Raw genomic sequence first — 23,882 nt, 5'->3', positions numbered from 1 at the left:
TATCTGCCAAAAAACAATAAGATCCTACCAGCTAACGTTGACAGGACAAGCTAATTTTTTTATCTACGGCAAAATAAAGGCGCATGGTTTTTATCATAATAAAAAGCAACCATAAAAACTCTACCAGTAAACTACAGGCAAACAGCCAATAAACACTTGGTGACAGTATCGCGCTAACGAGAGCCAAACATGAAAGTATATGAAGATAAAATAGCCAACTCCCATGTCGCTTATGCAAAAATTCATGCATATGCGGAATAAACTGCATGGCATTAAAGTCAATTAAGCAGCGTTGTTGCAAATGAGTGTAACTTAAAAAGGGCAATATTTTTAATAGCATACCCTGAATAACAGAAACCAAAAAACCAAAGATAAACAACGCGGTTAACAGCATGGTTTTCTTAAGCACCAGCACATTTAGCAAGGCTGACGATATTTCTAGTTCAGAGATAAAATATAAACAGCTTATTAATAACAAGATTATCGCGCTAAATTGCCAATATTGAATGCTAGTATCAGCGACCTTGCGCTTACGTTTGCCCAAAACATACAATAAACAGAGTGCAAACAGGGCATGTAAAATCATCAAAAGATAAAGAGCAAAGTCATACTGATAAAAAAGCAATAATATTGATAACAAAAATAGCCAAGGCAAACTCTTAGTAAACCAAGTAGGAAAGTTAGGGGCAACATGAAACATAGGCACCACCTGAAAGCTTACCGACATAAGTAGCAAACTAGCCCATGCCCCTAAGCCGAGTACTGCATGTATATTAGTAAAAAACTTATCACCACTAATAAAGTAAAAAGGCAGTTCTAAATAGCGAGAAATTAGCAAAAGCCCCATAATCACTAGGGCAAGTAACGCAGCTACAGCCAAACGAATGCCAATAATAATGTGACCTTGGCTTAACTTTTTTAACAATACTGCACACAGTGCAAATATATAAACGGCAAAGCTTAATGATAAACAAATAGCAGCAACACTATATAACCAAGCGCCATAATGTAGAAATGCTGCCATTAAGGCCAGCGTACCCAGACAGTGAAAAAGATGACAAAAGCTAGCAACTAGCCTAGGTTTACTAATACCAACACCGCCTATTACTGGTAATAATTGCAGCAACGCCCCCATCATTACCGACGTAATAAAACCTAAGGTAAAACCATGAGTAATACTGAGCATACTCGGCGTCCAACGACTCAACCACAATGATTCACCAAAGCTCAGCATAATCAATGCTGAGATGATAATAAAAATAGGCGCGGTAAAGAAAAATCGAAAAGGTAAGTCTATTGGTGGTAGTGCATTAAATGACAGAGAAGACAGGTTCATCAATCCTTACTCTGACATTGCTTTAAAATAAACTTGTCCATAACTTGTTGCAAACAAGGCTTGAAAATATAAAGCAAAATATGATTATTTTCGATTTGCTGACAATGATATTGCCAATTTGCTTGCCCTAATTTCTCATATAATGGAAACGGCTGCCTACTGTGTTTTACTTGCAAACACTGCTCAGGCGCTAATTGAGCCAATGACTTTAGAATAGCCGTCATCGGCTCTGGCGGAGGTAAGTCGCTAACATCAATTTGCACAAAATCAATCATAGAAACTCCTAAAACACTTTTTATGCAACGCTCACGCTAATTTTTTCAAGCAATTGCTCAGCATTACTTAAATGTTGCTGCATCATAGGATAAAGCATCATTTCTTCTTTCATATTATGCTGTTGCATCATTACCATCAAGGTTTCTGATAAACCTAAATACTCATCTTTTGCCTTAGCAGCTAAAGCATTATCAAGATCTTGCACTAAGGCACGCATTTGTTGATGTTCCATGCGCATCACTTGCGTTGGCCCTGCCGTCATTCCGGTTGCTTGCTCAAACTGTGGAAATAACAGCTCTTCTTCTTGGCTAAGGTGCTCATGCAATTCTTTTGCAAACGCTTGCCACTTAACTAAAGCAAGTGACCAATCTTCTGCAGCTACAGCACTTTCTGCTTCAGTAAAAACATCATCACACTCTCTATGCTTAGCTGTCATATATTCAGGTATAGAAGTCATAAAATTCCCTAAACTTGGCAGTTATACCAAGTGAAGTAATTGGTATTACGCCGATAAATACAAAGTAAGAAAATTATAAGAAAAGCAAGCAAACTTAGTTTTGACCTAAAATAATAAAGCGATATTTGCTAACAAAAACTAGCTCATTTATGCAAAGTGATACACATATGAGCAAACTGAAGGTAGAATAAAAAATCATCGTTAATTCAGTGTGGTAACAAGGTTCTGATTTATGCCCTTAAGCAAAGTGAAAGGTTTGAGTTTAAAAACCCAAATTTATGGCTTAGTTATTTTTCTAGGAATGCTATCTTTTATTGGCGCCTTGCTAGTCAGTGTTGATCACACCAAAGAATATTTAAATGAACAAATGAGCAGCCATGCTCAAGATACAGCCACCAGCTTAGGGCTTTCCATTGCGCCATACCTTGCCAGTGACGATATCATTATTGTCGAAACTATGGTGTCAGCTATTTTTGATTCCGGCTACTATGCCGCCATGACGCTAACAAGCACTGATGATAACAGCGTTATTTTGACAAGAGAGGCACCCAGTACAATAGAAACGGTACCTAATTGGTTTATCAACATGTTTAAGTTGACGCCACCAAGTAAAGAGAGCCAAATTAATACCGGATGGCGCATCGCCGCTAAACTCACAGTGACTAGCCATGCCGGTGTTTCTTATTATCAATTATGGCAATATGCCAGCAAAGCATTTATCGCCTTTGCTTTTATCTTAGTGATTAGTTTAGTGTTGGCTTACTTCATCTTAAACGCAGTACTTAAGCCATTATCTTTAGTAGAAAAACAGGCCATTGCGGTAAGTAAAAAGCAATTTACCATCAACCCTAAGCAGTCTTTTACCCGTGAGCTAAACGTTGTCGTTAACGCCTTAAACTCTATGGTTGAAAATGTACAAAAGAACTTTAATTCACTGACAGGGCAAGCAGAAAAATTTACCAAAGAAGCCTATTTAGACACCTTAACTGGCCTTGGCAACAGACGCGCTTTTGATAATCAATTTACCAGCCATTTAGAAGAAAGTGACGAGGCCTTAATTGGCACTATCGCTTTAGTTGAATTACCGTCATTACAAGGTGTTAACCAAAGTCGAGGTTACCAAGCGGGTGACTTATATGTGAATAATATGGTTAACCTGGTTCAGGAAAGCTTTAAAGACGTAAGCGACTTTAGTTTTTATCGTATTAACGGCGGTAGCTTTATTATTGCAATTGCGCAACCATTTGCCCTGTGTCAGCAAGATATACAAAGACTTTTAGAAGCCTTTAAGCAAAAAGAAGGTGATGATTACCCTAATGGTTTTGCTAAATTGGTTTCCACCTCCTATAACAAGTCAGATTCAGTAAAAAAACTACTGATGAACCTAGACACCCTGTTAACGGAAAAAGCACCTCAACAGCATGCGGAGCTTGCCAGTATTGCCGACAATAAGGGCTTATCGTTAGGTTTACAGCAGTGGAAAACGCTCATTAATGATCTTATTCAAAATGGCCATATCGCTTTTCTCAGTCAGCCTGTGCATCAATGTCAGCATGATAAAACCGCTATCAATAAGCAAAAGCCTTTATATAATGAATTATTAGCTAAGTTTTATTATGACAATGAAGTCATCCCAAACAATCAGCTATTTGCCATGGCTGAGCGCTTAAAGCTAACAGAGCAGCTCGATAAAAAACTTATTACAGCGGCCGCCAATCTAGTAAAAGATGATATGAGCAGCCCAATAGCCATTAACTTAAGCCAGCAGTCTTTATTAAGCACTAGCTTTTGCCAATGGTTAACAGGTTTTATCAATAACAATAAGCATTGCCAAGAACAAATCTACTTTGAAATCAACGAGTCTGCCTTACTTAAAAATATTACGCAAGCAAGCAAACACATTCACAGCTTTAAAGCACTAAATATTGGTATTTGTATCGAGCGATTCGGTACTAGCTTCACATCATTTAAATATATCAATGGCTTAGATCTTGATTACATTAAAATTGATGGTAGCTACATTCGTGATATTGAGGCAAATAGCGACAACAAGCACTTTATTCAAGCTGTAAACCAGATATGTCATGGCTTGGGCATAAAAGTAGTGGCCTGTCATATTGAAAATGAAAATACCTTAAATATCGTCAAAGAATTAGACTGTGATGCTGCTCAAGGTCAGTTTATTCAAGCACCTGAAGCATTAAATTGATGCATTAAATTGAGATTAAGGAATAAAGAGCGGCGTTTTAAGCTCTGTACTATTAAAGCGCGCTCTTAACTTATTCCAGCTTTTTAAACGGCTCGACTTACCCGCTAGCTTACCTTGCCCTTTCGCTTTACTTAACCACAGGCTTTCACCGTTAAAACTGTAAATAGGGATTAAGTCTTTTCGTTGATCCGCGGGGAGTATTTCTCCTTTAATATTATCAAGTATTAAAGGTACAGCATTAGGCTTAGGGTAGTATGCCAATACCATATGGTATTGATTAAGGCTAAGCGCCTTTACATACGTAATGCGCATCTTGTCTTCATTTACGCCCATTGACAGTAAACTAAAGTACTTGGCAATACTAAAATCTTCACAATCACCCGCATTAGCACCTAAAAACTCCAACGGCGTCGCCCAGTAATCTTTTTGCCCCCACAAAGGTGCATCATCAACAAAGTTCAGTAAATTGAAAAAGCGGTTAACACGAGAGAGTTTATCAAGATCGGTAACAAGCGAGTCATCATTAAGGACTTTTTGCCATGCCCTTAATCTAAGACCAGCTTTATCGCCGTATTTGTTGATAAGTTTTACTTCCAGCTTATCCCAGTCTAGCTTGTTGTGTTGATTCACTGCCAATAACGGCAAGATAATCATCAACACCAACATAAAAGCTAGTTTAGCGGGAAGTTTAACCATAAAAAGGCAGTTACCTTAGGTAAAATGGCAACTTAATAACCTCGCGTTGAGTTATAGCAATTCGGTTATATTAGTTGCCACATAGCATGTTAGTTATTTTCTGTACTATAAATGTTCCAGCGTAATAAATCTTCTTGTTTATTTATTTCAATATGAGCAACAACACGACGATTTAGGCTGTGATCGGTTTCATCACTTCCCTTAGCAACCAGCTTACTTTCCCCGAAAGCAACCGCCGAAAGCTTTGTTTTATCAACGCCGTACTCTGCTATTAAGGTATTCATCACGCTGTTTGCGCGTCTTTGTGATAATGCTAGGTTATACTCAGCTCGACCAATCGCACTAGCATGACCTTCTAATTCCACTTTTATGTCATTACTTTGCTTAATCGCATGAGCAAAGCTTGCTAACTCAGGCAAATAGCTCGCCTTAATCTCAGAAGAGTTATTATCAAACAGTAGTTGTAGATTAACTGAAACAACGTAAGTACGAACTTCGCCACAGCCATCATTATTAATTTCTGCGCCCTTGACCGTCTCAGGACATAAGTCTCGCATATTGATAACGCCGTCATTGTCATCATCAGCTAATCCAGGGTTCTCTTCTAGGTGATAACTAAGGTCTTTTTGCGCACAACCAGACAAGACAAAAATAGCCAACAAGCTGGCTAAGCTTAGCTTAAAAAAACGATTCATCATTACTTCTCACTCCACTGCTTAGGCTTATCAACTCTTAACGCGTCGAGTAAACGCCCTGTAGCCGCTAAAATACGAAACTGAGCGAACAACTGTGAATGTTCAACCGAGGTATAAGTTTTGCGTGCTTCAAACAACTCATTACTGGTATCAAGTAAATCAAGCAAACTACGCTTACCTAAGAAAAACTGCTCTTCATATATGCCTTGAGCCGCCTTTGCTGAGTCAACGTGCAATTGTAATAGTGGAAACTGCTTTTTCAAATACTCCTCTGCACGCCATGACAGCTTAGTGGTTTGAATAACTTGGCGCATTGATTGCGCATAAATATCTTTGCTTTGTTCTTTCTGATAGGCCGCCTTTAACTTATTGGCGCTATCTGAGCCACCTGAGTATAGGTTATAACGCATTCTCAACATCGCTGTTATATCTTCATTGTAACCACGAGTACCGTCGATATTATTGTTGTGCGAGGCGCCTAATTCTAAACTCAGTTTTGGGTAATAATTGCTATTACTTAATTCCAACTGCTGCTCTGCTGCTTTTACATCACTGTATGCAGATAACAGGATAGGATGATCACGCCTAGCTATGGTTAATGCCTCGTCCAATGTTTTTGGCAACAGTGCGTTATCAGATACCGGCCAGACTAAATCTTTAGGCGCTTTATCAACAACTTCGATAAAGCGACTTTCTGCATCTAATAGGTTGTGTTCAGAAGAAATAACATTCACTCGAGCTCTGGCTAATCTGCCTTCAATTTGTGATAAGTCAGCACTTGAGCCTAAGCCTTGTTCGACGCGATCTTTAATTTGTTCATATACTCTTTGGTGTTTATCAAAATTTCGTTCTGATAACTCCAGAATCTTCTGAGTTTCCATCACCTTTAAGTACACTTCTGCCACTTTCAGTGCCCGCTCTTGCGCTAATCCAAATAGAGCATACTGTGACGCAGTTGCTTCAAAACGGGTTCTTTCAACGTTATCCATAACGGCAAAACCATCAAATAGCTTTTGCCTAATTGATACCGACAATTCACCACGATCTAGCTCTCTTTTATCATCACCAACAATACGGGTTGTCGGGCTATTCGTTAACTCATAACCATAACCTGCTTGTAGGTCTACCGTAGGTAAATAGCCGCTTTGTGCCACTCTTACATCTTGTAAGTTTGCTCTATACAAGTGGAAAGCTTCCGCTATTTGAGGCTCAGTTATCAAAGTAGCCTCAACAGCTTGCTCTAACGATTGAGCAAAAGTGTTATGGCTAAACACTGTGCCAAGTAAAATAAATGCGCTTAAAACCTTATTGGTTTTTCTCGTGGTCATTACAGTTCTCTTTTGGTTTACATTATTACCTTTCCCGTAAAGCGCTGTTATGCGCTCTTAGGATAGGCTTTAATAAATATTCTAAAACGGTTTTTTTGCCTGTCATTACATCCACTGTGGCAGTCATTCCTGGAATAATTGGGAGGTTTTTATCTTTATCCTTTTTACTCTTTAAAAAGTTTTCTTTAGTGCGTACTCTTATTAGGTAATAACTATTACCCTCTTCATCTTCAATTGAGTCCGCACTAATATGTTCTAAAGTGCCATCTAAGCCACCATAAATGGCAAAATCATAAGCACTAAAGCGTACAACAGCATTTAAGCCGGGTCTTAAAAAAGCAATATCTCTAGGTGATACTTTAGCCTCAATTAATAGCTGATCTTCATTAGGGACAATTTCTAATAAATCCATCCCCGGCTGAATAACACCACCTTGAGTATTGATATTAATGGTTTTTATTGTGCCAGATACAGGTGATAATACCGAGGTTCTCGCCACTTTATCTTTTAAATTAACCTGCTTTTCCGATAACTGTGCTAGCTGCGCTTGCACCTTAGTTAAAGTTTCCTGGGTATCTTTTTGGTATTGACTAACCAATTCTTGACGCTTACCAATTGCCTCACGCAAGGCAGTTTTACTTCTAGGCAGGGCTAGCCTTGCCTCCTCAACCTCTTGCTGAAGCTGATTTATTTGCCTTTTAAGCTTTAAAAATTCTACTGGCGATATCACGCCTTTTTTGGCTAATGGTTCAGTTAATTTTAACTCTTCCAAGCCCAGTTCATAACTGGTACTGACATGCGTTAATCGAGACTCTATAGAGTCAATTTCTTGCTCTTTTTGTTCAATTTGATGATTCATTACCTTAATTTGTTGTGACAAATTACTGACATTGGCTTTAAAACCAGCAACCGCAGTACGGTAAATCCTCGGGTACTTCGCCTGATCTTCAGATGAGATATCTAGCGCTTGTTCTATTATTTGAAATTGTTCTTTCCAGTTAGCTCCGTTAAAGTCAGCCGACCACTGCACACTGGCAAGCTCAGCTCGTAAACGTGCCGACATCGCTTTAAGTAACATCGCCTCTTGTTGCTTTTCCCTAAAGTCGGCTAAAAATCTTGTATCATCTAAGCGTAACAGCTCTTGATTTTTCTTAACTTGCTGGCCTTCTTTAACAAAAATCTCGGCTAAAATGCCCCCTTCTAAGTTCTGCACAATTTGCACTTGTGAAGAAGGTATCACTTTACCATCACCTACCGTTACTTCGTCTAATGAGGCAAAACCTGCCCACAAAAGAAAACTAAAGCAAAAGCCACAAACAATATAAAGGACTAGACGAGATCTATATGGAGCAGCCGTTAGTAAAGCTGCATTAATATCGTCAATATAATTTAAATCTAAATCTGCTGACTTTTTCACTACAAACTCGCCTTAATTTGACCACTCTTTAATGCCGCTAATACTTTATCTGTTGGCCCATCGGCAACTAAGCGCCCTTTTTCCATAACAAGCACTCTATCGACTAAAGATAACATGCTCGCCTTATGGGTAATTAACAAAAAGGTTTTACTCTTGGTAATTGCCGCCAATTGCTTTTTCACTTGGGCCTCTGAGTAGTTATCCATATTGCTGGTTGGCTCATCCAAAATTAACATGGGTGGATTAAACAATAGCGCTCGAGCCAATGCCACGGCTTGACGTTGACCGCCGGACAAGTTTTGTCCGCGCTCACCAACTTGTTTATCTAGCCCTTCTGGGCTGCCATCAGTAAACTGACTCACCCCAGCAACTTTGGCTGCACGCATAATATGTTCATCATCAACATGCGGTACACCTAAAGTAATGTTGTCTCGAATTGAGCCATAAAATAAATTAACATCTTGCGCTAAACAACCAATTTTCTGACGTAAATCAGCCGGGCTAATTTGCTTGATGTCTATACCATCAACTCTTATTGCCCCTTCATTCGGCTGATAAAAGTTCATCAATAGCTTTTCAATAGAGGTTTTACCTGCACCAATTCGGCCAATAATGGCGACTTTTTCTCCCGCTTTTATTGAAAAGCTAACATTGGCAATGGCTGGCACTTCAGTATTTGGGTAAGCAAAGGTAACATTATCAAAAGTAATATCACCGTCAAAATGGTTCCTATGAAGGTAGCGATCCATATTCTCTGCCGGTAATTTCATTATTTCATCTAAGGTAACTAAGGCAGATTTTGCTTGGTTATATCGGGTAATAAGTAAAGCCACTTGTGAAAATGGCGCTAAGGCTCGACCACTTAACATAACCGCAGCGATCAGAGCTCCCATACTGATGTTACCTTCACTAATTTGATAAACACCTAAAATAACAATAAAGACTGTTGAAGCTTGCGTTAACAGGCTATTAAAAGTACCAACCGACGTTGCATACTTTTTCACCTTAATGTTCCAATTAGCTATATGACCAACAAGCTGCTCCCACTTAGATTGAAACTGACTCTCAGCACCAGTTTGTTTAATAGTCTCAACCCCTTGTAAAGACTCAACCAGATGAGCATTCTTTTGTACTGAGTAACGGCTGCCTTGCTCAACTTCAAACTTAATTTTATTCTTCATCCAAAAAGAAAAAATCAACATTAAAATAACCAAGAATACTGGCACCCAAGCTAAAGGCCCGGCGACAATCGCGATAATAATCATAAAGATCAGCGAGAAAGGCACATCAAGAATCGCGGCAATGGTAGCAGAAGTGATAAATTCCCTTATGGATTCAAACTCTTGTACTTGTTTAGCAAAAGCACCTACTGAAGCAGGTTTATAGCTTAAATTTAAATTGAGTACTTTTTCAAAAATCCGTGAAGATAACAGCAAATCAGACTTTTTCGCTGCTATTTCAAGTAAGTGGGCTCGCACCTCTTTTAAAACAAAATCAAAGAGCAGTAAAATAAACATGCCGATGGCTAATACCCATAAGGTATCTAACGCTTGGTTGGGCACTACCCTGTCATAAACATTCATAACAAAAAGTGGGGATGCCACTGCAAACAAATTAATAAAGAGAACTGCGAGTAAGACATCTTTATAGATAGGGGTTGAACGACGTAGCGTACTCCAAAACCAATGCTCATTGGTTGTTTTTAAGGTCTGCTTTGAGCGCTCATCAAAACGATAGCGTTTACGTACGTAAAAGCAATAACCAGAATACTCTTGTTCGAGTACTTCTTTATCAATGATATCGTGACTCGATGGTAGTTCAGGCCAAACTATTTGCAGCTTTTCTTTGGCAGGGTTTGACGGCTCATCTTCATCTTTAACATAAGATAGCAGCACACAAGCTCTACCATCTTTAAGTAATAATACGCAAGGTAACAATAACTTAGGTAATTCAGCAAGCGCCTTCTTTTCTAGCTTGCTCTCCATGCCGCCACGTAACGCAGCCCTAGGCATTAACTCTGGCGTTAACTTACCATTTTCCAGAGGCAAACCACTACTCATAGCATCTGCTGAGAAAGGCTTACCATAAAATTTAGACAAGAAAACTAAACAACCCAATAAAGGGTCTTTGTGGCGAATTTGCTGTTCCAAATCTTGCGCCAAATTACTTTGATTATGATTCATTAATTATTCTTTTATTAAAAACGACCTTATCAAGCATGCAATGAAACTTGATAAGGTCGTTAACAACTCACCTTAATCTACGTTTAATTTTGCTTCATCGAGCAACTTCTGAATAATCGCAGCATCATCTACAGCACCGTCAACTAAATTAACATCATTTAATTTGATGGTTAGATCGGTTGTGCCATTCTTATCTTTATCAACACTGATAAGGGTATTAGTGCCATCAAATGAGAAATGTAGATATTCAGCTAAGCTATCTGCACCATCAGTTTCACCGTTAAGTAAGTCTGATAGGTCTATGCTATCGCCATTACTAAATTTGGTAATAGTGTCAATGCTACCATCTGCTGCATCACTACCAAAGTAATATGTATCTGAACCACCATTACCTCGTAAGCTGTCACTGCCAGCGCCACCAATGAGTAAATCATCACCAGAGCCACCTTTTAAAATATCGTCTCCAGCAAAACCGTATAATACATCATTCCCTCCTGCACCACTGATTGTTTCACTTGCCGCACTTCCATATAAAACATCTGTTAAGTCAGTGCTTTGTGTATGAGAAGGGAAACCTACATTCACACTAAAGGTAGATGTTGCCGAATCGCCATCACCATCAGTAATACCAACAATAAATTCTTCAACATAATCTTGGCGACCATTTGAGTTTGTTTTTGCCGAATAAGAGTAAGTGCTATCATCAAAATTAATAGTTAATTCACCACCTTTATTGGTGTTAATGACTAACATGCCATTAGTCGCATCAGCAAGGGTATAAGTATTACCATCTATAGTGATAGATAAGGTTGCACCTTGGGTATCAGCACCTATATTGCTATTTCCAGCAATTAAATCGACAAGTAAATTACCTGTTTTCTCAACAGCAACGGTATTAAGTAAATAATTCGCCATATCACTTGCTGAGTGAACTAAGGTAGTTGCCGTATCAACACCATTCGCATGTGCAGCAATATCTAGGTATTGCGTAGGTACGTTACCAATTCCAATAGCAAAAGATTCATTAATATTGTTCTCTGCTAAGAAACGCTCCCAGTCATCTTCAAAATTCAAGGCTTTTTGCTGATAAGTTGGTTCACCATCAGAAATGAAGTAAGCATAGGTAGCGCCATTGTTATTTGGCGCAGAATAGTTATCAATTGCTGCCTGTAAGCCTGCCGCATAATCAGTACCACCATCTGGCGTAGTATAGGTATCTAGCCATTGCTTGGCATCAGCTAAATTTAACCACACTCCTTGACCACTCGTTGTAGTACTATATTCAAAGCCAACCAACTGCACATTGACAGAGCCAAGTTCATCATAAGCATCAAGTAATTGCTTAATAGCGTCAATGGCAACCTCCATTCTTGAAGTGTCATCAGAACTACTCATGTCGTAGTCCATACTGCCTGAGGTATCTAATACAATAATTAGATTAGTAATCTGCTCACCAAATTGAATAGATTGCATATCACCAGAAACACTTGGAGCATCATCAACAATGGCAATATTAAAGCTACCATCAACACTACCTTGTGAATTGGTTGCTTTCACCGTGATAGTATCGTTAATAATATCGCCAGAATTATGTGCTTGCGCAGCAGAGAGTTTATAGCTGTAGCTCACTTCACCTGTATTAGCATCAAAGCTAGTAATAGTAATAACACCTTCACCAGTATTGACAGAAACATTTCCTGCAGCTAAGTCGGCTGAAGTAATCGTTTGACCGGCAATTTCTAAACTGGTAATTCCACCACCAGAGACGAAGAAACTACCACTGGTATACTCAGAGCCAGAATTAGCATCACCATCAACTAAGCCTTGCTCATTAACAGTTCCATCCGTTAACAATGATAAGCTTGGCGCTTCATTGGAGCCAGTAACTAATATTTTTACTGTTGCTGTATCTGATTGTGCAGCACCAGCATTAGGTTGATCAGTAATGGTATAATCAAATATCACTTCTGTTGACTCACCATCATTCATTGCCTGTAAAGCCGCAGAAGGAGTAAAGACAATTTGACCGGCAACCAGTGTTGCAATGCCAACTACAACACCATTTTGCTTGATTTCAACACTGTCACCATTGCTAACCGCTTGCCCTTCAATATGGGTAACAGCAATTGGATCACCATCAGGATCATAGTCATTTGCCAGTACATCTACGGTGATTTGACTATCTTCATCAACAACCAGTTCATGGCCTGCTTCACCAGTCACAAATGAAACATTATCAAAGAATGCATCTGCATAACTGTCACTATCTGAGTTACTGTCATACATATGCATTTCTATTGTCGCAGTAACGGCACCAGCAGGTATGCTGTTTGAAATTTCATACCACTTCATCACACCAAGTTGAGTGATTTTTCCTGTCGAGAATTCGCCAACAATATCGCCATTGATATCTCTAAACACTACTTTTAATTCAGCTTCGTCTGAGCCCGAGGTTCCCAGGTCGCCAGAAAGCGTAAATTCCTCTGCTAAGCCTAAATTCACCGTTTGAGAAGAAACGACATGACTGCCAGAGCCATAAAAATAACTACCATTATCGGTACTTGAATTGCCCTCTATATACGAGCCATAACCTTCCTCGTAAAGAGAACCTCCAGTAACTTGCCAACCATTACCGCCCTCGGTTTCAGCGTCACCGTTAACAAGTAAATTATCTCCCCAAACAATAACGCCACTGCCTTCACCATCATTGCTTGCTATTGGCGAGTAATCATTTAAATCTGTTTCAGATAGGGTAACAGTAAACGATGTTGAGTTACCAACTGAGTCTGCAGCTACGACAGTATAAATACCGCTGTTTGCGCCTTGCTCAAAATCATTCACATGCGCTGCTACACCTAAAGCAGTGATACTGATTTGGCCATCATCATTAATTGCATAAAAACCATCATCAGATAATTGAGTACCATTGCTAAAAGTATAGCTAGCTACATCTATATTTAGCGCTAGCGTTGCTACCACAGCATCCGCCACTTGATTCTCTTCGTAGCTAAAGCTTTGATCGGCTACCGTTGGCGCGGTGTCATCAAGGTTAGTTTCACTTAAGGTTACTGTAATGGTGGTTTCATTACCCGCAGCATCGGCAGCAATCACGGTATAATCACCCGTGTTCGCGCCTTGCTCGAAATCATTGACTTCAGCTAACACACCGGCTGCCGTAATGGTGATCACGCCATTGTTATCAATTTGATAGTAGCCATCAGCTGATGTGGTGCTGCCATTACTGAAGGTGTAGCTAGCAACGTCAGGGTTATTTGTAAGCGTACCAACCACGGCATCTGCTACTTGATTCTCTTGATAGCTAAAGCTTTGATCCGCTACCGTTGGTGCCGTGTCATCAACATTAGTTTCACTTAAGGTCACGGTGATGGTGGTTTCATTACCGGCGGCATCGGCGGCAATCACGGTGTAGTCACCTGTATTCGCGCCTTGCTCAAAGTCATTGACTTCAGCAAGCACACCGGCTGCCGTAATGGTAATAACGCCATTATTATCAATTTGGTAGTAGCCATCAGCTGATGTCGTGCTACCGTTACTGAAAGTATAAGTCGCGACATCGCCGTTTGCGGCAAGCGTACCGACAACCGCATCCGCCACTTGATTCTCTTGATAGCTAAAGCTTTGATCGGCAACGCTTGGCGCGGTGTCATCAAGGTTAGTTTCACTTAAGGTCACGGTGATGGTGGTTTCATTACCCGCGGCATCGGCGGCAATCACGGTATAGTCACCCGTGTTCGCGCCTTGCTCAAAGTCATTCACTTCAGCTAACACACCGGCGGCGGTAATAGTGATCACGCCATTGTTATCAATTTGATAGTAACCGTCTTGAGAGGTTTGGCTGCCGTTACTGAAAGTATAAGTCGCGACATCGCCGTTTGCGGCAAGCGTACCAACAACGGCATCAGCCACTTGGTTCTCTTGATAGCTAAAGCTTTGATCGACAACCGTTGGTGCGGTGTCATCAACGTTAGTTTCACTTAAGGTCACGGTAATGGTGGTTTCATTACCCGCAGCATCGGCGGCAATGACGGTATAATCACCGGTATTCGCGCCTTGCTCGAAATCATTGACTTCAGCAAGCACACCGGCTGCGGTAATCGTAATAACGCCATTGTTATCAATTTGATAGTAGCCATCAGCTGAGGTCGTGCTGCCGTTACTGAAGGTGTAGCTAGCAACGTCAGGGTTATTTGTAAGCATACCAACAACGGCATCAGCCACTTGATTCTCTTGATAACTAAAGCTTTGATCGGCAACGGTTGGCGCAGTGTCATCAACGTTAGTTTCACTTAAAGTCACGGTAATGGTGGTTTCATTACCCGCAGCATCAGCGGCAATCACGGTATAATCACCGGTATTACTGCCTTGCTCAAAGTCATTGACTTCAGCAAGCACACCGGCTGCAGTAATGGTAATAACGCCATTGTTATCAATTTGATAGTAGCCATCAGCTGATGTGGTGCTGCCGTTACTGAAAGTATAAGTCGCAACATCGCCGTTTGCGGCAAGCATACCAACAACCGCATCCGCTACTTGATTCTCTTCGTAGCTAAAGCTTTGATCAGCAACGGTTGGCGCAGTGTCATCAACATTAGTTTCACTTAAGGTCACGGTGATGGTGGTTTCATTACCCGCGGCATCGGCAGCAATCACTGTGTAGTCACCCGTGTTTGCCCCTTGCTCGAAATCATTTACTTCAGCTAACACACCTGCGGCTGTGATAGTGATCACGCCATTGTTATCAATTTGATAGTAGCCATCAGCTGATGTCGTGCTGCCGTTACTGAAAGTGTAGCTAGCAACGTCTGGGTTATTTGTAAGCGTACCAACAACCGCATCCGCTACTTGATTCTCTTCGTAGCTAAAGCTTTGATCCGCTACCGTTGGTGCCGTGTCATCAACATTAGTTTCACTTAAAGTCACGGTGATGGTGGTTTCATTACCGGCGGCATCGGCAGCAATCACAGTATAATCACCGGTATTTGCGCCTTGCTCAAAGTCATTGACTTCAGCTAACACACCCGCTGCAGTAATGGTAATAACGCCATTGTTATCAATTTGATAGTAGCCATCAGCTGATGTGGTGCTGCCGTTACTGAAAGTATAAGTCGCAACATCGCCGTTTGCGGCAAGCATACCAACAACCGCATCCGCTACTTGATTCTCTTCGTAGCTAAAGCTTTGATCAGCAACGGTTGGCGCAGTGTCATCAACATTAGTTTCACTTAAGGTCACGGTGATGGTGGTTTCATTACCCGCAGCATCGGCTGCTATCACGGTGTAATCACCCGTGTTCGCGCCTTGTTCAAAGTCATTGACTTCAGCTAACACACCGGCTGCTGTGATAGTGATCACGCCATTGTTATCAATTTGATAGTAACCATCAGCTGAGGTGGTGCTGCCGTTACTGAAAGTGTAACTAGCAACGTCAGGGTTATTTGTAAGCGTGCCAACAACGGCATCTGCTACTTGATTCTCTTGATAGCTAAAGCTTTGATCGGCAACGGTTGGTGCGGTGTCATCAACGTTAGTTTCACTTAAGGTCACGGTAATAGTAGTTTCATTACCGGCGGCATCTGCGGCAATCACGGTATAATCCCCGGTATTTGCGCCTTGCTCAAAATCATTCACTTCAGCAAGTACACCCGCTGCGGTAATGGTGATCACGCCATTGTTATCAATTTGATAGTAACCATCAGCTGATGTCGTGCTGCCATTACTGAAGGTATAAGTTTCGACATCGTCGTTTGCGGCAAGCGTACCGACAACCGCATCAGCCACTTGATTCTCTTGATAACTAAAACTTTGATCGGCAACCGTTGGTGCAGTGTCATCAACGTTAGTTTCACTTAAGGTCACGGTAATGTTGGTTTCATTACCGGCGGCATCGGCAGCAATCACCGTATAATCACCCGTGTTCGCGCCTTGCTCAAAGTCATTCACTTCAGCAAGTACACCTGCGGCTGTGATGGTAATAACGCCATTGTTATCAATTTGATAATAACCATCAGCTGAGGTCGTGCTGCCATTACTGAAAGTATAAGTCGCAACATCGCCGTTTGCGGCAAGCGTACCGACAACCGCATCCGCCACTTGATTCTCTTGATAGCTAAAGCTTTGATCAGCAACGCTTGGTGCGGTGTCATCAACGTTAGTTTCACTTAAGGTCACGGTGATGGTGGCTTCATTACCAGCAGCATCAGCAGCAATCACCGTATAATCACCCGTGTTCGCGCCTTGCTCAAAGTCATTGACTTCGGCTAACACACCGGCTGCTGTGATGGTAATAACGCCATTATTATCAATTTGATAGTAGCCATCAGCTGATGTCGTGCTGCCGTTACTGAAGGTGTAAGTTGCTACATCGTTATTATTAGCTAGTGTACCCACCACGGCATCCACCACTTGGTTCTCTTGATAGCTAAAGCTTTGATCAGCAACGCTTGGTGCAGTGTCATCAACATTGGTTTCACTTAAGGTCACGGTAATGGTGGTTTCATTACCGGCGGCATCGGCAGCAATCACAGTGTAATCACCGGTATTTGCGCCTTGCTCAAAGTCATTGACTTCAGCTAACACACCGGCTGCTGTGATGGTAATAACGCCATTATTATCAATTTGATAGTAGCCATCAGCTGATGTCGTGCTGCCGTTACTGAAGGTGTAAGTTGCTACATCGTTATTATTAGCTAGTGTACCCACCACGGCATCCGCCACTTGGTTCTCTTGATAGCTAAAGCTTTGATCGGCAACGCTTGGTGCAGTGTCATCAACGTTAGTTTCACTTAAAGTCACGGTGATGGTAGTTTCATTGCCCGCAGCATCGGCAGCAATCACGGTATAATCACCAGTATTCGCGCCTTGCTCAAAGTCATTGACTTCAGCTAACACACCGGCTGCTGTGATGGTAATAACGCCATTGTTATCAATTTGATAGTAACCATCAGCTGAGGTCGTGCTGCCATTACTGAAGGTGTAGGTTGCAACATCGCCGTTTGCGGCAAGCGTACCAACAACCGCATCCGCCACTTGGTTCTCTTGATAACTAAAGCTTTGATCGGCAACCGTTGGCGCGGTGTCATCAACGTTAGTTTCAATTAAGGTTACTGTGATGGTGGTTTCATTACCGGCGGCATCGGCAGCAATGACGGTATAATCACCCGTGTTCGCGCCTTGCTCGAAATCATTCACTTCAGCTAACACACCCGCGGCGGTAATGGTAATAACACCGTTGTTATCAATTTGATAGTAACCATCAGCTGATGTGGTGCTGCCATTACTGAAGGTGTAAGTTGCTACATCGCCGTTTGCAGCAAGCGTACCAACAACCGCATCCGCCACTTGGTTCTCTTCATAACTAAAGCTTTGATCGGCAACCGTTGGTGCAGTGTCATCAACGTTAGTTTCACTTAAAGTCACGGTGATGGTAGTTTCATTACCCGCAGCATCGGCGGCAATCACGGTATAATCACCGGTATTCGCGCCTTGCTCAAAGTCATTGACTTCAGCTAACACACCGGCTGCTGTGATGGTAATAACGCCATTATTATCAATTTGATAGTAGCCATCAGCTGATGTCGTGCTGCCGTTACTGAAGGTGTAAGTTGCTACATCGTTATTATTAGCTAGTGTACCCACCACGGCATCCGCCACTTGATTCTCTTGATAACTAAAGCTTTGATCGGCAACGGTTGGCGCGGTGTCATCAACGTTAGTTTCACTTAAGGTCACGGTAATGGTGGTTTCATTACCGGCGGCATCGGCAGCAATCACAGTGTAATCACCGGTATTTGCGCCTTGCTCAAAATCATTCACTTCAGCAAGTACACCGGCTGCAGTAATCGTAATAACGCCATTGTTATCAATTTGATAGTAACCGTCTTGAGAGGTTTGGCTGCCATTACTGAAGGTGTAAGTTGCTACATCGCCGTTTGCAGCAAGCGTACCAACAACCGCATCAGCCACTTGGTTTTCTTGATAGCTAAAACTTTGATCAGCAACCGTTGGTGGTGTTACATCACCAGCTGCATTAACATTCAAAGTAACTGTGGCTGTATCTGTACCACCGTTACCATCGCTAATGGTATAAGTAAAAGTCACTTGACCATCAAAATTTGCTTCAGGAATATAAGTAACAACACCATTCACTAAGGTCACAGTACCATTTGCGGGTTGAGTTACCCCAGTAACCGTTAAAGTATCACCGTCTAAATCCGTATCATTGCCAAGCACATCAATCACAGTTGCGCCATCTGCTTCATTAATTGATACGATGTCATCTACTGCAACAGGGTCATTATTTTGTCCATTAACAGTCAAAGTAACTGTGGCTGTATCTGTACCACCGTTACCATCGCTAATGGTATAGGTAAAAGTTACTTGACCATCAAAGTTAGCTTCAGGAATATAAGTAACAACACCATTCACTAAGGTCACAGTACCATTTGCGGGTTGAGTTACCCCAGTAACCGTTAAAGTATCACCGTCTAAATCGGTATCATTGCCAAGCACATCAATCACAGTTGCGCCATCTGCTTCATTAATTGATACGATGTCATCTACTGCAACAGGGTCATTATTTTCTCCATTAACAGTCAAAGTAACTGTGGCTGTATCTGTACCACCGTTACCATCGCTAATGGTATAAGTAAAAGTTACTTGACCATCAAAGTTTGCTTCAGGAATATAAGTAACAACACCATTCACTAAGGTCACAGTACCATTTGCTGGTTGAGTTACCCCAGTAACCGTTAAAGTATCACCGTCTAAATCGGTATCATTGCCAAGCACATCAATCACAGTTGCGCCATCGGCTTCATTAATTGATACGATATCATCTACTGCAACAGGATCATCGTTTTGCGGATTAACATTCACTGTAACTGTGGCAGTATCTGTACCACCATTGCCATCGCTAATAGTATAAGTGAATGAAGTTTGACCTGAGAAGTTTGCATCTGGAATGAATGTCACTACACCATTCACTAAAGTAACCGTACCATTGGCAGGTTGAGTTACCCCGGTAACCGTTAAAGTATCACCGTCTAAATCAGTATCATTAGCAAGTACATCAATAACGGTAGCACTCGCATCTTCATTAATAGCTAATGAGTCATCTACGGCAATAGGGCCATCATTAGCACCATTTACGGTGACAACAATAGTATGAGATTGACCATCAATCGTTTGCACAGTAAAGGTTTCAGTAAAACTCTCACCTGCAGCCAAGTCTTGTACTTGACTTAAAGAGTTATCAATATTGTATTGCCAATTACCATCAGCATCGATTGTAAGCGTACCTAAGGTGTTATTGCTTACAACTGAGTTAGGATCAAAGGCAGCAACATCGCTCGCATCAACATCGGTTACCGTTAAATGGCCTGAAGTCGTTAATTGGTTTTGACCATTAACATTAGCATCTTCCGTTACTGAGCCAAGATCACTGTCACCAGCTTCTAGGCTGATAACAGAGACATCATCAACACCGTTAACTGTCACGGTAATTTCATGCGTTTGACCATCAATAGTTTGTACGGTGAAAGTTTCAGTAAAACTCTCGCCTTCATCTAGCGATTGAACTTGGCTTAAGCTGTTATCAATATCGTATTGCCAGTTACCATCAGCATCGATTGTTAACGTACCTAAGGTGTTAGTGCTTGAAACTGAGTTAGGCTCAAAGGCGGCAACATCGCTAGCATCGACATCGGTTACCGTTAAATGACCTGAAGTCGTTAATTGATTTTGACCATTAACATTGGCATCTTCGGTTACTGAGCCAACATCGCTATCGCCAGCTTCTAGGCTAATAACAGAGACATCATCAACACCGTTAACTGTCACGGTAATTTCATGCGTTTGACCATCAATGGTTTGTACGGTGAAAGTTTCAGTAAAGCTCTCGCCGTCATCTAGCGATTGAACTTGGCTTAAGCTATTATCGATATTGTATTGCCAGTTGCCATCAGCATCGATTGTTAACGTACCTAAAGTGTTATTGCTTGAAACTGAATTTGGATCAAAAGCAGCAACATCGCTAGCATCAACATCCGTTACCGTTAAGTGGCCTGAAGTCGTTAATTGGTTTTCACCATTAACATTAGCATCTTCCGTTACTGAGCCAATATCACTGTCGCCAGCTTCTAGGCTAATAACAGAGACATCATCAACACCGTTAACTGTCACGGTAATTTCATGCGTTTGACCATCTATGGTTTGTACGGTAAAAATTTCAGTAAAACTCTCGCCATCATCTAGCGATTGAACTTGGCTTAAGCTGTTATCAATATTGTATTGCCAGTTGCCATCAGCATCGATTGTTAACGTACCTAAGGTGTTCGTACTTGATACTGAGTTGGGATCAAAGGCAGCAACATCACTAGCATCAACATCGGTTACCGTTAAGTGGCCTGAAGTCGTTAATTGATTTTGACCATTAACATTAGCATCTTCCGTTACTGAGCCAAGATCGCTATCGCCAGCTTCTAGGCTAATAACAGAGACATCATCAACCCCATTAACTGTCACGGTAATTTCATGCGTTTGACCATCAATAGTTTGTACGGTGAAAGTTTCAGTAAAGCTCTCGCCATCATCTAATGATTGCACTTGGCTTAAGCTGTTATCAATATTGTATTGCCAGTTGCCATCAGCATCGATTGTTAACGTACCTAAGGTGTTAGTACTTGATACTGAGTTAGGATCAAAAGCGGCAACATCGCTAGTATCAACATCAGTTACCGTTAAATGACCTGAAGTCGTTAATTGGTTTTGACCATTAACATTAGCATCTTCTGTTACTGAACCAACATCGCTATCACCTTCAGCTAGTGTAATTTGTGAAAGGTCATCAGTGCCTTGAATTTCAATGGTGATTGTATGTTCAGTACCATCCACTGAAGTCACAGTAATGGTTTGAGTTAAGGTATCTTGTTCGCCAAGCGCTTGAATTTCAGCTAAGTCATTGGCTAGTTCAAATTGCCACTGACCTTGTTCATCAATGACTAAGTCGCCATATTGGCTTGTAATAGTTTCAGCAATAAATTGAGTTTCATCTGCGTTGGTATCAATAATATCAAGCTTGCCACTGATACTTGTTGCGCTATCTTCAACAACTATGCCCTGATCTTCACCTGATATAATCGCAGGTCTTGGTTCATTGTCATCAGACGAAGCGGCAATATTAGTTGCCGTTGTTGCTGCGTAGCTAGTGTCATAACCTGCGGTTACCGCAACTTCTTCAATAGTGGCATCCACTTTCGGAGAAATAGAAGAGCCTTGTCGCCCTGATTCGCCTGCGGCGGCTGCTTCAAATGTTTCTGCTGAGGTAGGATCAATACCTTGTTCAATTAATGCTTGTAGGTTTTCAATGTCGTCGTTATCTGTTGCTGTCGGATCTACACCCGCTAAGATTAAGTTTTGCAGTTGCTCTACATTGGCTTCTTCTAATACTAATACATCACCGGCAACTTCCTGTACATGAACTGTGGCACTATCGTTAGTATCCATAGCAATACAAGCAGCACAGGAAGAATCAACCGTTACAGGGCCATTATGTTCTTCAAATTGAACAACCGCTTTCGCTTGTTGCGAGGTAAGAATAATATCACCAGGGTTTACCTTATCCCCAACTTTTAAAGTACGCTTAATTCCTTCAGCAGTAATGATAGAAACGTTGCCAACAACAGAAACAACAACCCCAACTTCCACTAACTTAACTTCTTGCATGCTTAATATCCTACAACAACGAAAAACAGACGAATTTATTACATGTACATAGCGACAATCCTATCAATTTTCGCTGCCAAATTAAACAATTTAACAAAAAATTAAAGCTTTCCCACAAAAAAGTTAAGGATTTTAACAAAGTCAGTAAACCCCTTATAAAGCTTACTATTTAAAAATCTTTGCTTTTCTATCAACAAACAGTTCATAACCTCAAATTAACTTGATATTTACATTAAAGCGGCAAAATAACATATAACTGCTTATTAGCACTTGAACAAAGCGATTTTTAGAGGTTAGTATGGCGCTATTAGCAACTAACACATGAGCTTGCCATGAAAAAATTTATATACCTTATCTTGTCGTTTATTTTTACAACAACTGCCTATGCCTCAGATGTAGAGCACACAATCAATACCTTTAAAAAATCACCGCAAGTGGCAAAGTTTTTTAAAAACTCATATGGCTATGCTGTTTTTCCTACCATAGGAAAAGGCGGTGTTGGTTTAGGCGGTGCTTATGGCGAAGGTACTGTTTTCAAGCAAGGTAAGAAAACTGGCACAAGTACAATGACACAAGTTAGCTTTGGCTTGCAGTTAGGCGGCCAAGCATTTAGTGAAATTATTTTCTTCAAAGATAAAGCAACTTACTATGCCTTCACCAAAGGGAACTTTGAATTTAGTGCGCAAGCGTCAGCTGTGGCAATTAATGTCGGAGCGAATGCTCAAACCAGCACAACAGGTACATCGGCAGGTGCATCTGCAAGTTCAGATAAAAATAAGCAAAAAGGCTTTTACCAAAATGGCATGGCGACCTTTACTTATACCAAAGGTGGTTTAATGTATGAGGCTGCCTTAGGCGGACAAAAATTTAGCTTTACGCCGATAAAAAAATAGCAGCTTATTTGCTACTATGATGATAAGTATCGATAACCTCCCATGGCAGGTTATCGATACTTTTTGAAGATAAAACTACTTTGATTGCGCTTCAAAGCGCTAATTTAATGCTAATCTGCCAGCTTAACCCCTAATAACTGACGAATTGATAAGGTAATTTGTTCAATATTGTGTACATCATCTGGTGCGATAAAAATAGTATCATCGCCAGCTAAAGTACCAAGTATTCCTGCCGACTCCCCCATGCTGTCTAGCATACGAGAAATTAGCGGAGCACCACCTATCCCGGTTTTGACAATAATCTGCATATTATTGTGCTTAACACTTAACACTACTGATTCAATCGATTGCTTCGATTTAGGTACAGCTAACTCATCAGGCAGAATATAAATCATTTCATTGTTAGCATTACGTGTTTTTACTGCGCCAAGCTTTGATAAAAGTCTCGAAATTTTAGCCTGCGACATATTAACAAAGCCCTGCTCTGCCAAGGCATCCGCTAATTGCCCTTGCGAGCCATAACACTGCTCTTTCAACAACTTTTTAAATGCTTGCACTAAGTTTGATTCGTTTTGTTTTCGGCTACTGGTCATCTAGCTATTTCACATAATTCACGCTTAAAAAAGTCTATTCTACACTATTTGTTACTA

At 41.0% G+C, this 23,882-nt stretch carries 12 protein-coding genes; 2 read left to right on the top strand and 10 right to left on the bottom strand.

What is annotated here, in order from left to right; all coding sequences use genetic code 11:
- Positions 1-31: 31 nt before the first annotated feature.
- From EMK97_RS15660 to EMK97_RS15650, 3 genes are read right to left on the bottom strand one after another with little or no spacing between them, the layout of a single operon-like run.
- Positions 32-1,336: a hypothetical protein gene (locus EMK97_RS15660; protein WP_130603726.1), complete on the bottom strand. Its 1,305-nt coding sequence runs from the start codon at positions 1,334-1,336 to the stop codon at positions 32-34.
- Entirely contained in the window at positions 1,336-1,611 is a 276-nt protein-coding gene (locus tag EMK97_RS15655; protein ID WP_130603725.1) for a DUF2249 domain-containing protein, read from the bottom strand. The genes EMK97_RS15660 and EMK97_RS15655 overlap by 1 nt, the downstream gene beginning before the upstream one ends.
- 20 nt (positions 1,612-1,631) lie before the next feature.
- Positions 1,632-2,069 carry a hemerythrin domain-containing protein gene (locus EMK97_RS15650; protein WP_130603724.1) on the bottom strand — a complete coding sequence of 146 codons (438 nt, stop codon included), beginning with the start codon at positions 2,067-2,069 and terminating at the stop codon, positions 1,632-1,634.
- 256 nt (positions 2,070-2,325) lie between these two features.
- Here EMK97_RS15650 and EMK97_RS15645 point away from each other — a divergent pair, with 256 nt between their 5' ends.
- Positions 2,326-4,278: a bifunctional diguanylate cyclase/phosphodiesterase gene (locus EMK97_RS15645; RefSeq protein WP_170176783.1), complete on the top strand. Its 1,953-nt coding sequence runs from the start codon at positions 2,326-2,328 to the stop codon at positions 4,276-4,278.
- Between the two features lie 15 nt (positions 4,279-4,293).
- Here EMK97_RS15645 and EMK97_RS15640 read toward each other — a convergent pair whose 3' ends face one another.
- The 6 genes from EMK97_RS15640 to EMK97_RS15615 form a co-directional block, all read right to left on the bottom strand.
- Positions 4,294-4,944 carry a transglutaminase-like cysteine peptidase gene (locus tag EMK97_RS15640; RefSeq protein WP_130604516.1) on the bottom strand — a complete coding sequence of 217 codons (651 nt, stop codon included), beginning with the start codon at positions 4,942-4,944 and terminating at the stop codon, positions 4,294-4,296.
- A 119-nt stretch (positions 4,945-5,063) separates the two neighbouring features.
- The gene (locus EMK97_RS15635) at positions 5,064-5,672 is read right to left on the bottom strand and encodes an OmpA family protein (protein ID WP_130603722.1); all 609 of its coding nucleotides are present in this window, start codon (positions 5,670-5,672) and stop codon (positions 5,064-5,066) included.
- Entirely contained in the window at positions 5,672-6,997 is a 1,326-nt protein-coding gene (locus EMK97_RS15630; RefSeq protein WP_130603721.1) for a TolC family outer membrane protein, read from the bottom strand. The genes EMK97_RS15635 and EMK97_RS15630 overlap by 1 nt, the downstream gene beginning before the upstream one ends.
- Positions 6,998-7,022: 25 nt before the next feature.
- Entirely contained in the window at positions 7,023-8,414 is a 1,392-nt protein-coding gene (locus tag EMK97_RS15625) for an HlyD family type I secretion periplasmic adaptor subunit (protein ID WP_130603720.1), read from the bottom strand.
- On the bottom strand, positions 8,414-10,597 hold the full coding sequence (locus EMK97_RS15620) for a type I secretion system permease/ATPase (protein WP_130603719.1): 2,184 nt from the start codon (positions 10,595-10,597) through the stop codon (positions 8,414-8,416). Before EMK97_RS15620 ends, EMK97_RS15625 begins: the two co-directional genes overlap by 1 nt.
- A gap of 72 nt (positions 10,598-10,669) precedes the next feature.
- Positions 10,670-22,339: a VCBS domain-containing protein gene (locus tag EMK97_RS15615; RefSeq protein ID WP_130603718.1), complete on the bottom strand. Its 11,670-nt coding sequence runs from the start codon at positions 22,337-22,339 to the stop codon at positions 10,670-10,672.
- A 332-nt stretch (positions 22,340-22,671) separates the two neighbouring features.
- Here EMK97_RS15615 and EMK97_RS15610 point away from each other — a divergent pair, with 332 nt between their 5' ends.
- The gene (locus EMK97_RS15610; RefSeq protein ID WP_130603717.1) at positions 22,672-23,232 is read left to right on the top strand and encodes a lipid-binding SYLF domain-containing protein; all 561 of its coding nucleotides are present in this window, start codon (positions 22,672-22,674) and stop codon (positions 23,230-23,232) included.
- A gap of 110 nt (positions 23,233-23,342) precedes the next feature.
- Here EMK97_RS15610 and argR read toward each other — a convergent pair whose 3' ends face one another.
- Entirely contained in the window at positions 23,343-23,825 is a 483-nt protein-coding gene (gene argR / locus EMK97_RS15605) for a transcriptional regulator ArgR (RefSeq protein ID WP_130603716.1), read from the bottom strand.
- Positions 23,826-23,882 lie beyond the last annotated feature (57 nt).

Source organism: Litorilituus sediminis, from assembly GCF_004295665.1.
Classification (GTDB): domain Bacteria; phylum Pseudomonadota; class Gammaproteobacteria; order Enterobacterales; family Alteromonadaceae; genus Colwellia; species Colwellia sediminis.
This window is presented reverse-complemented; position numbering and strand designations above follow the sequence as displayed.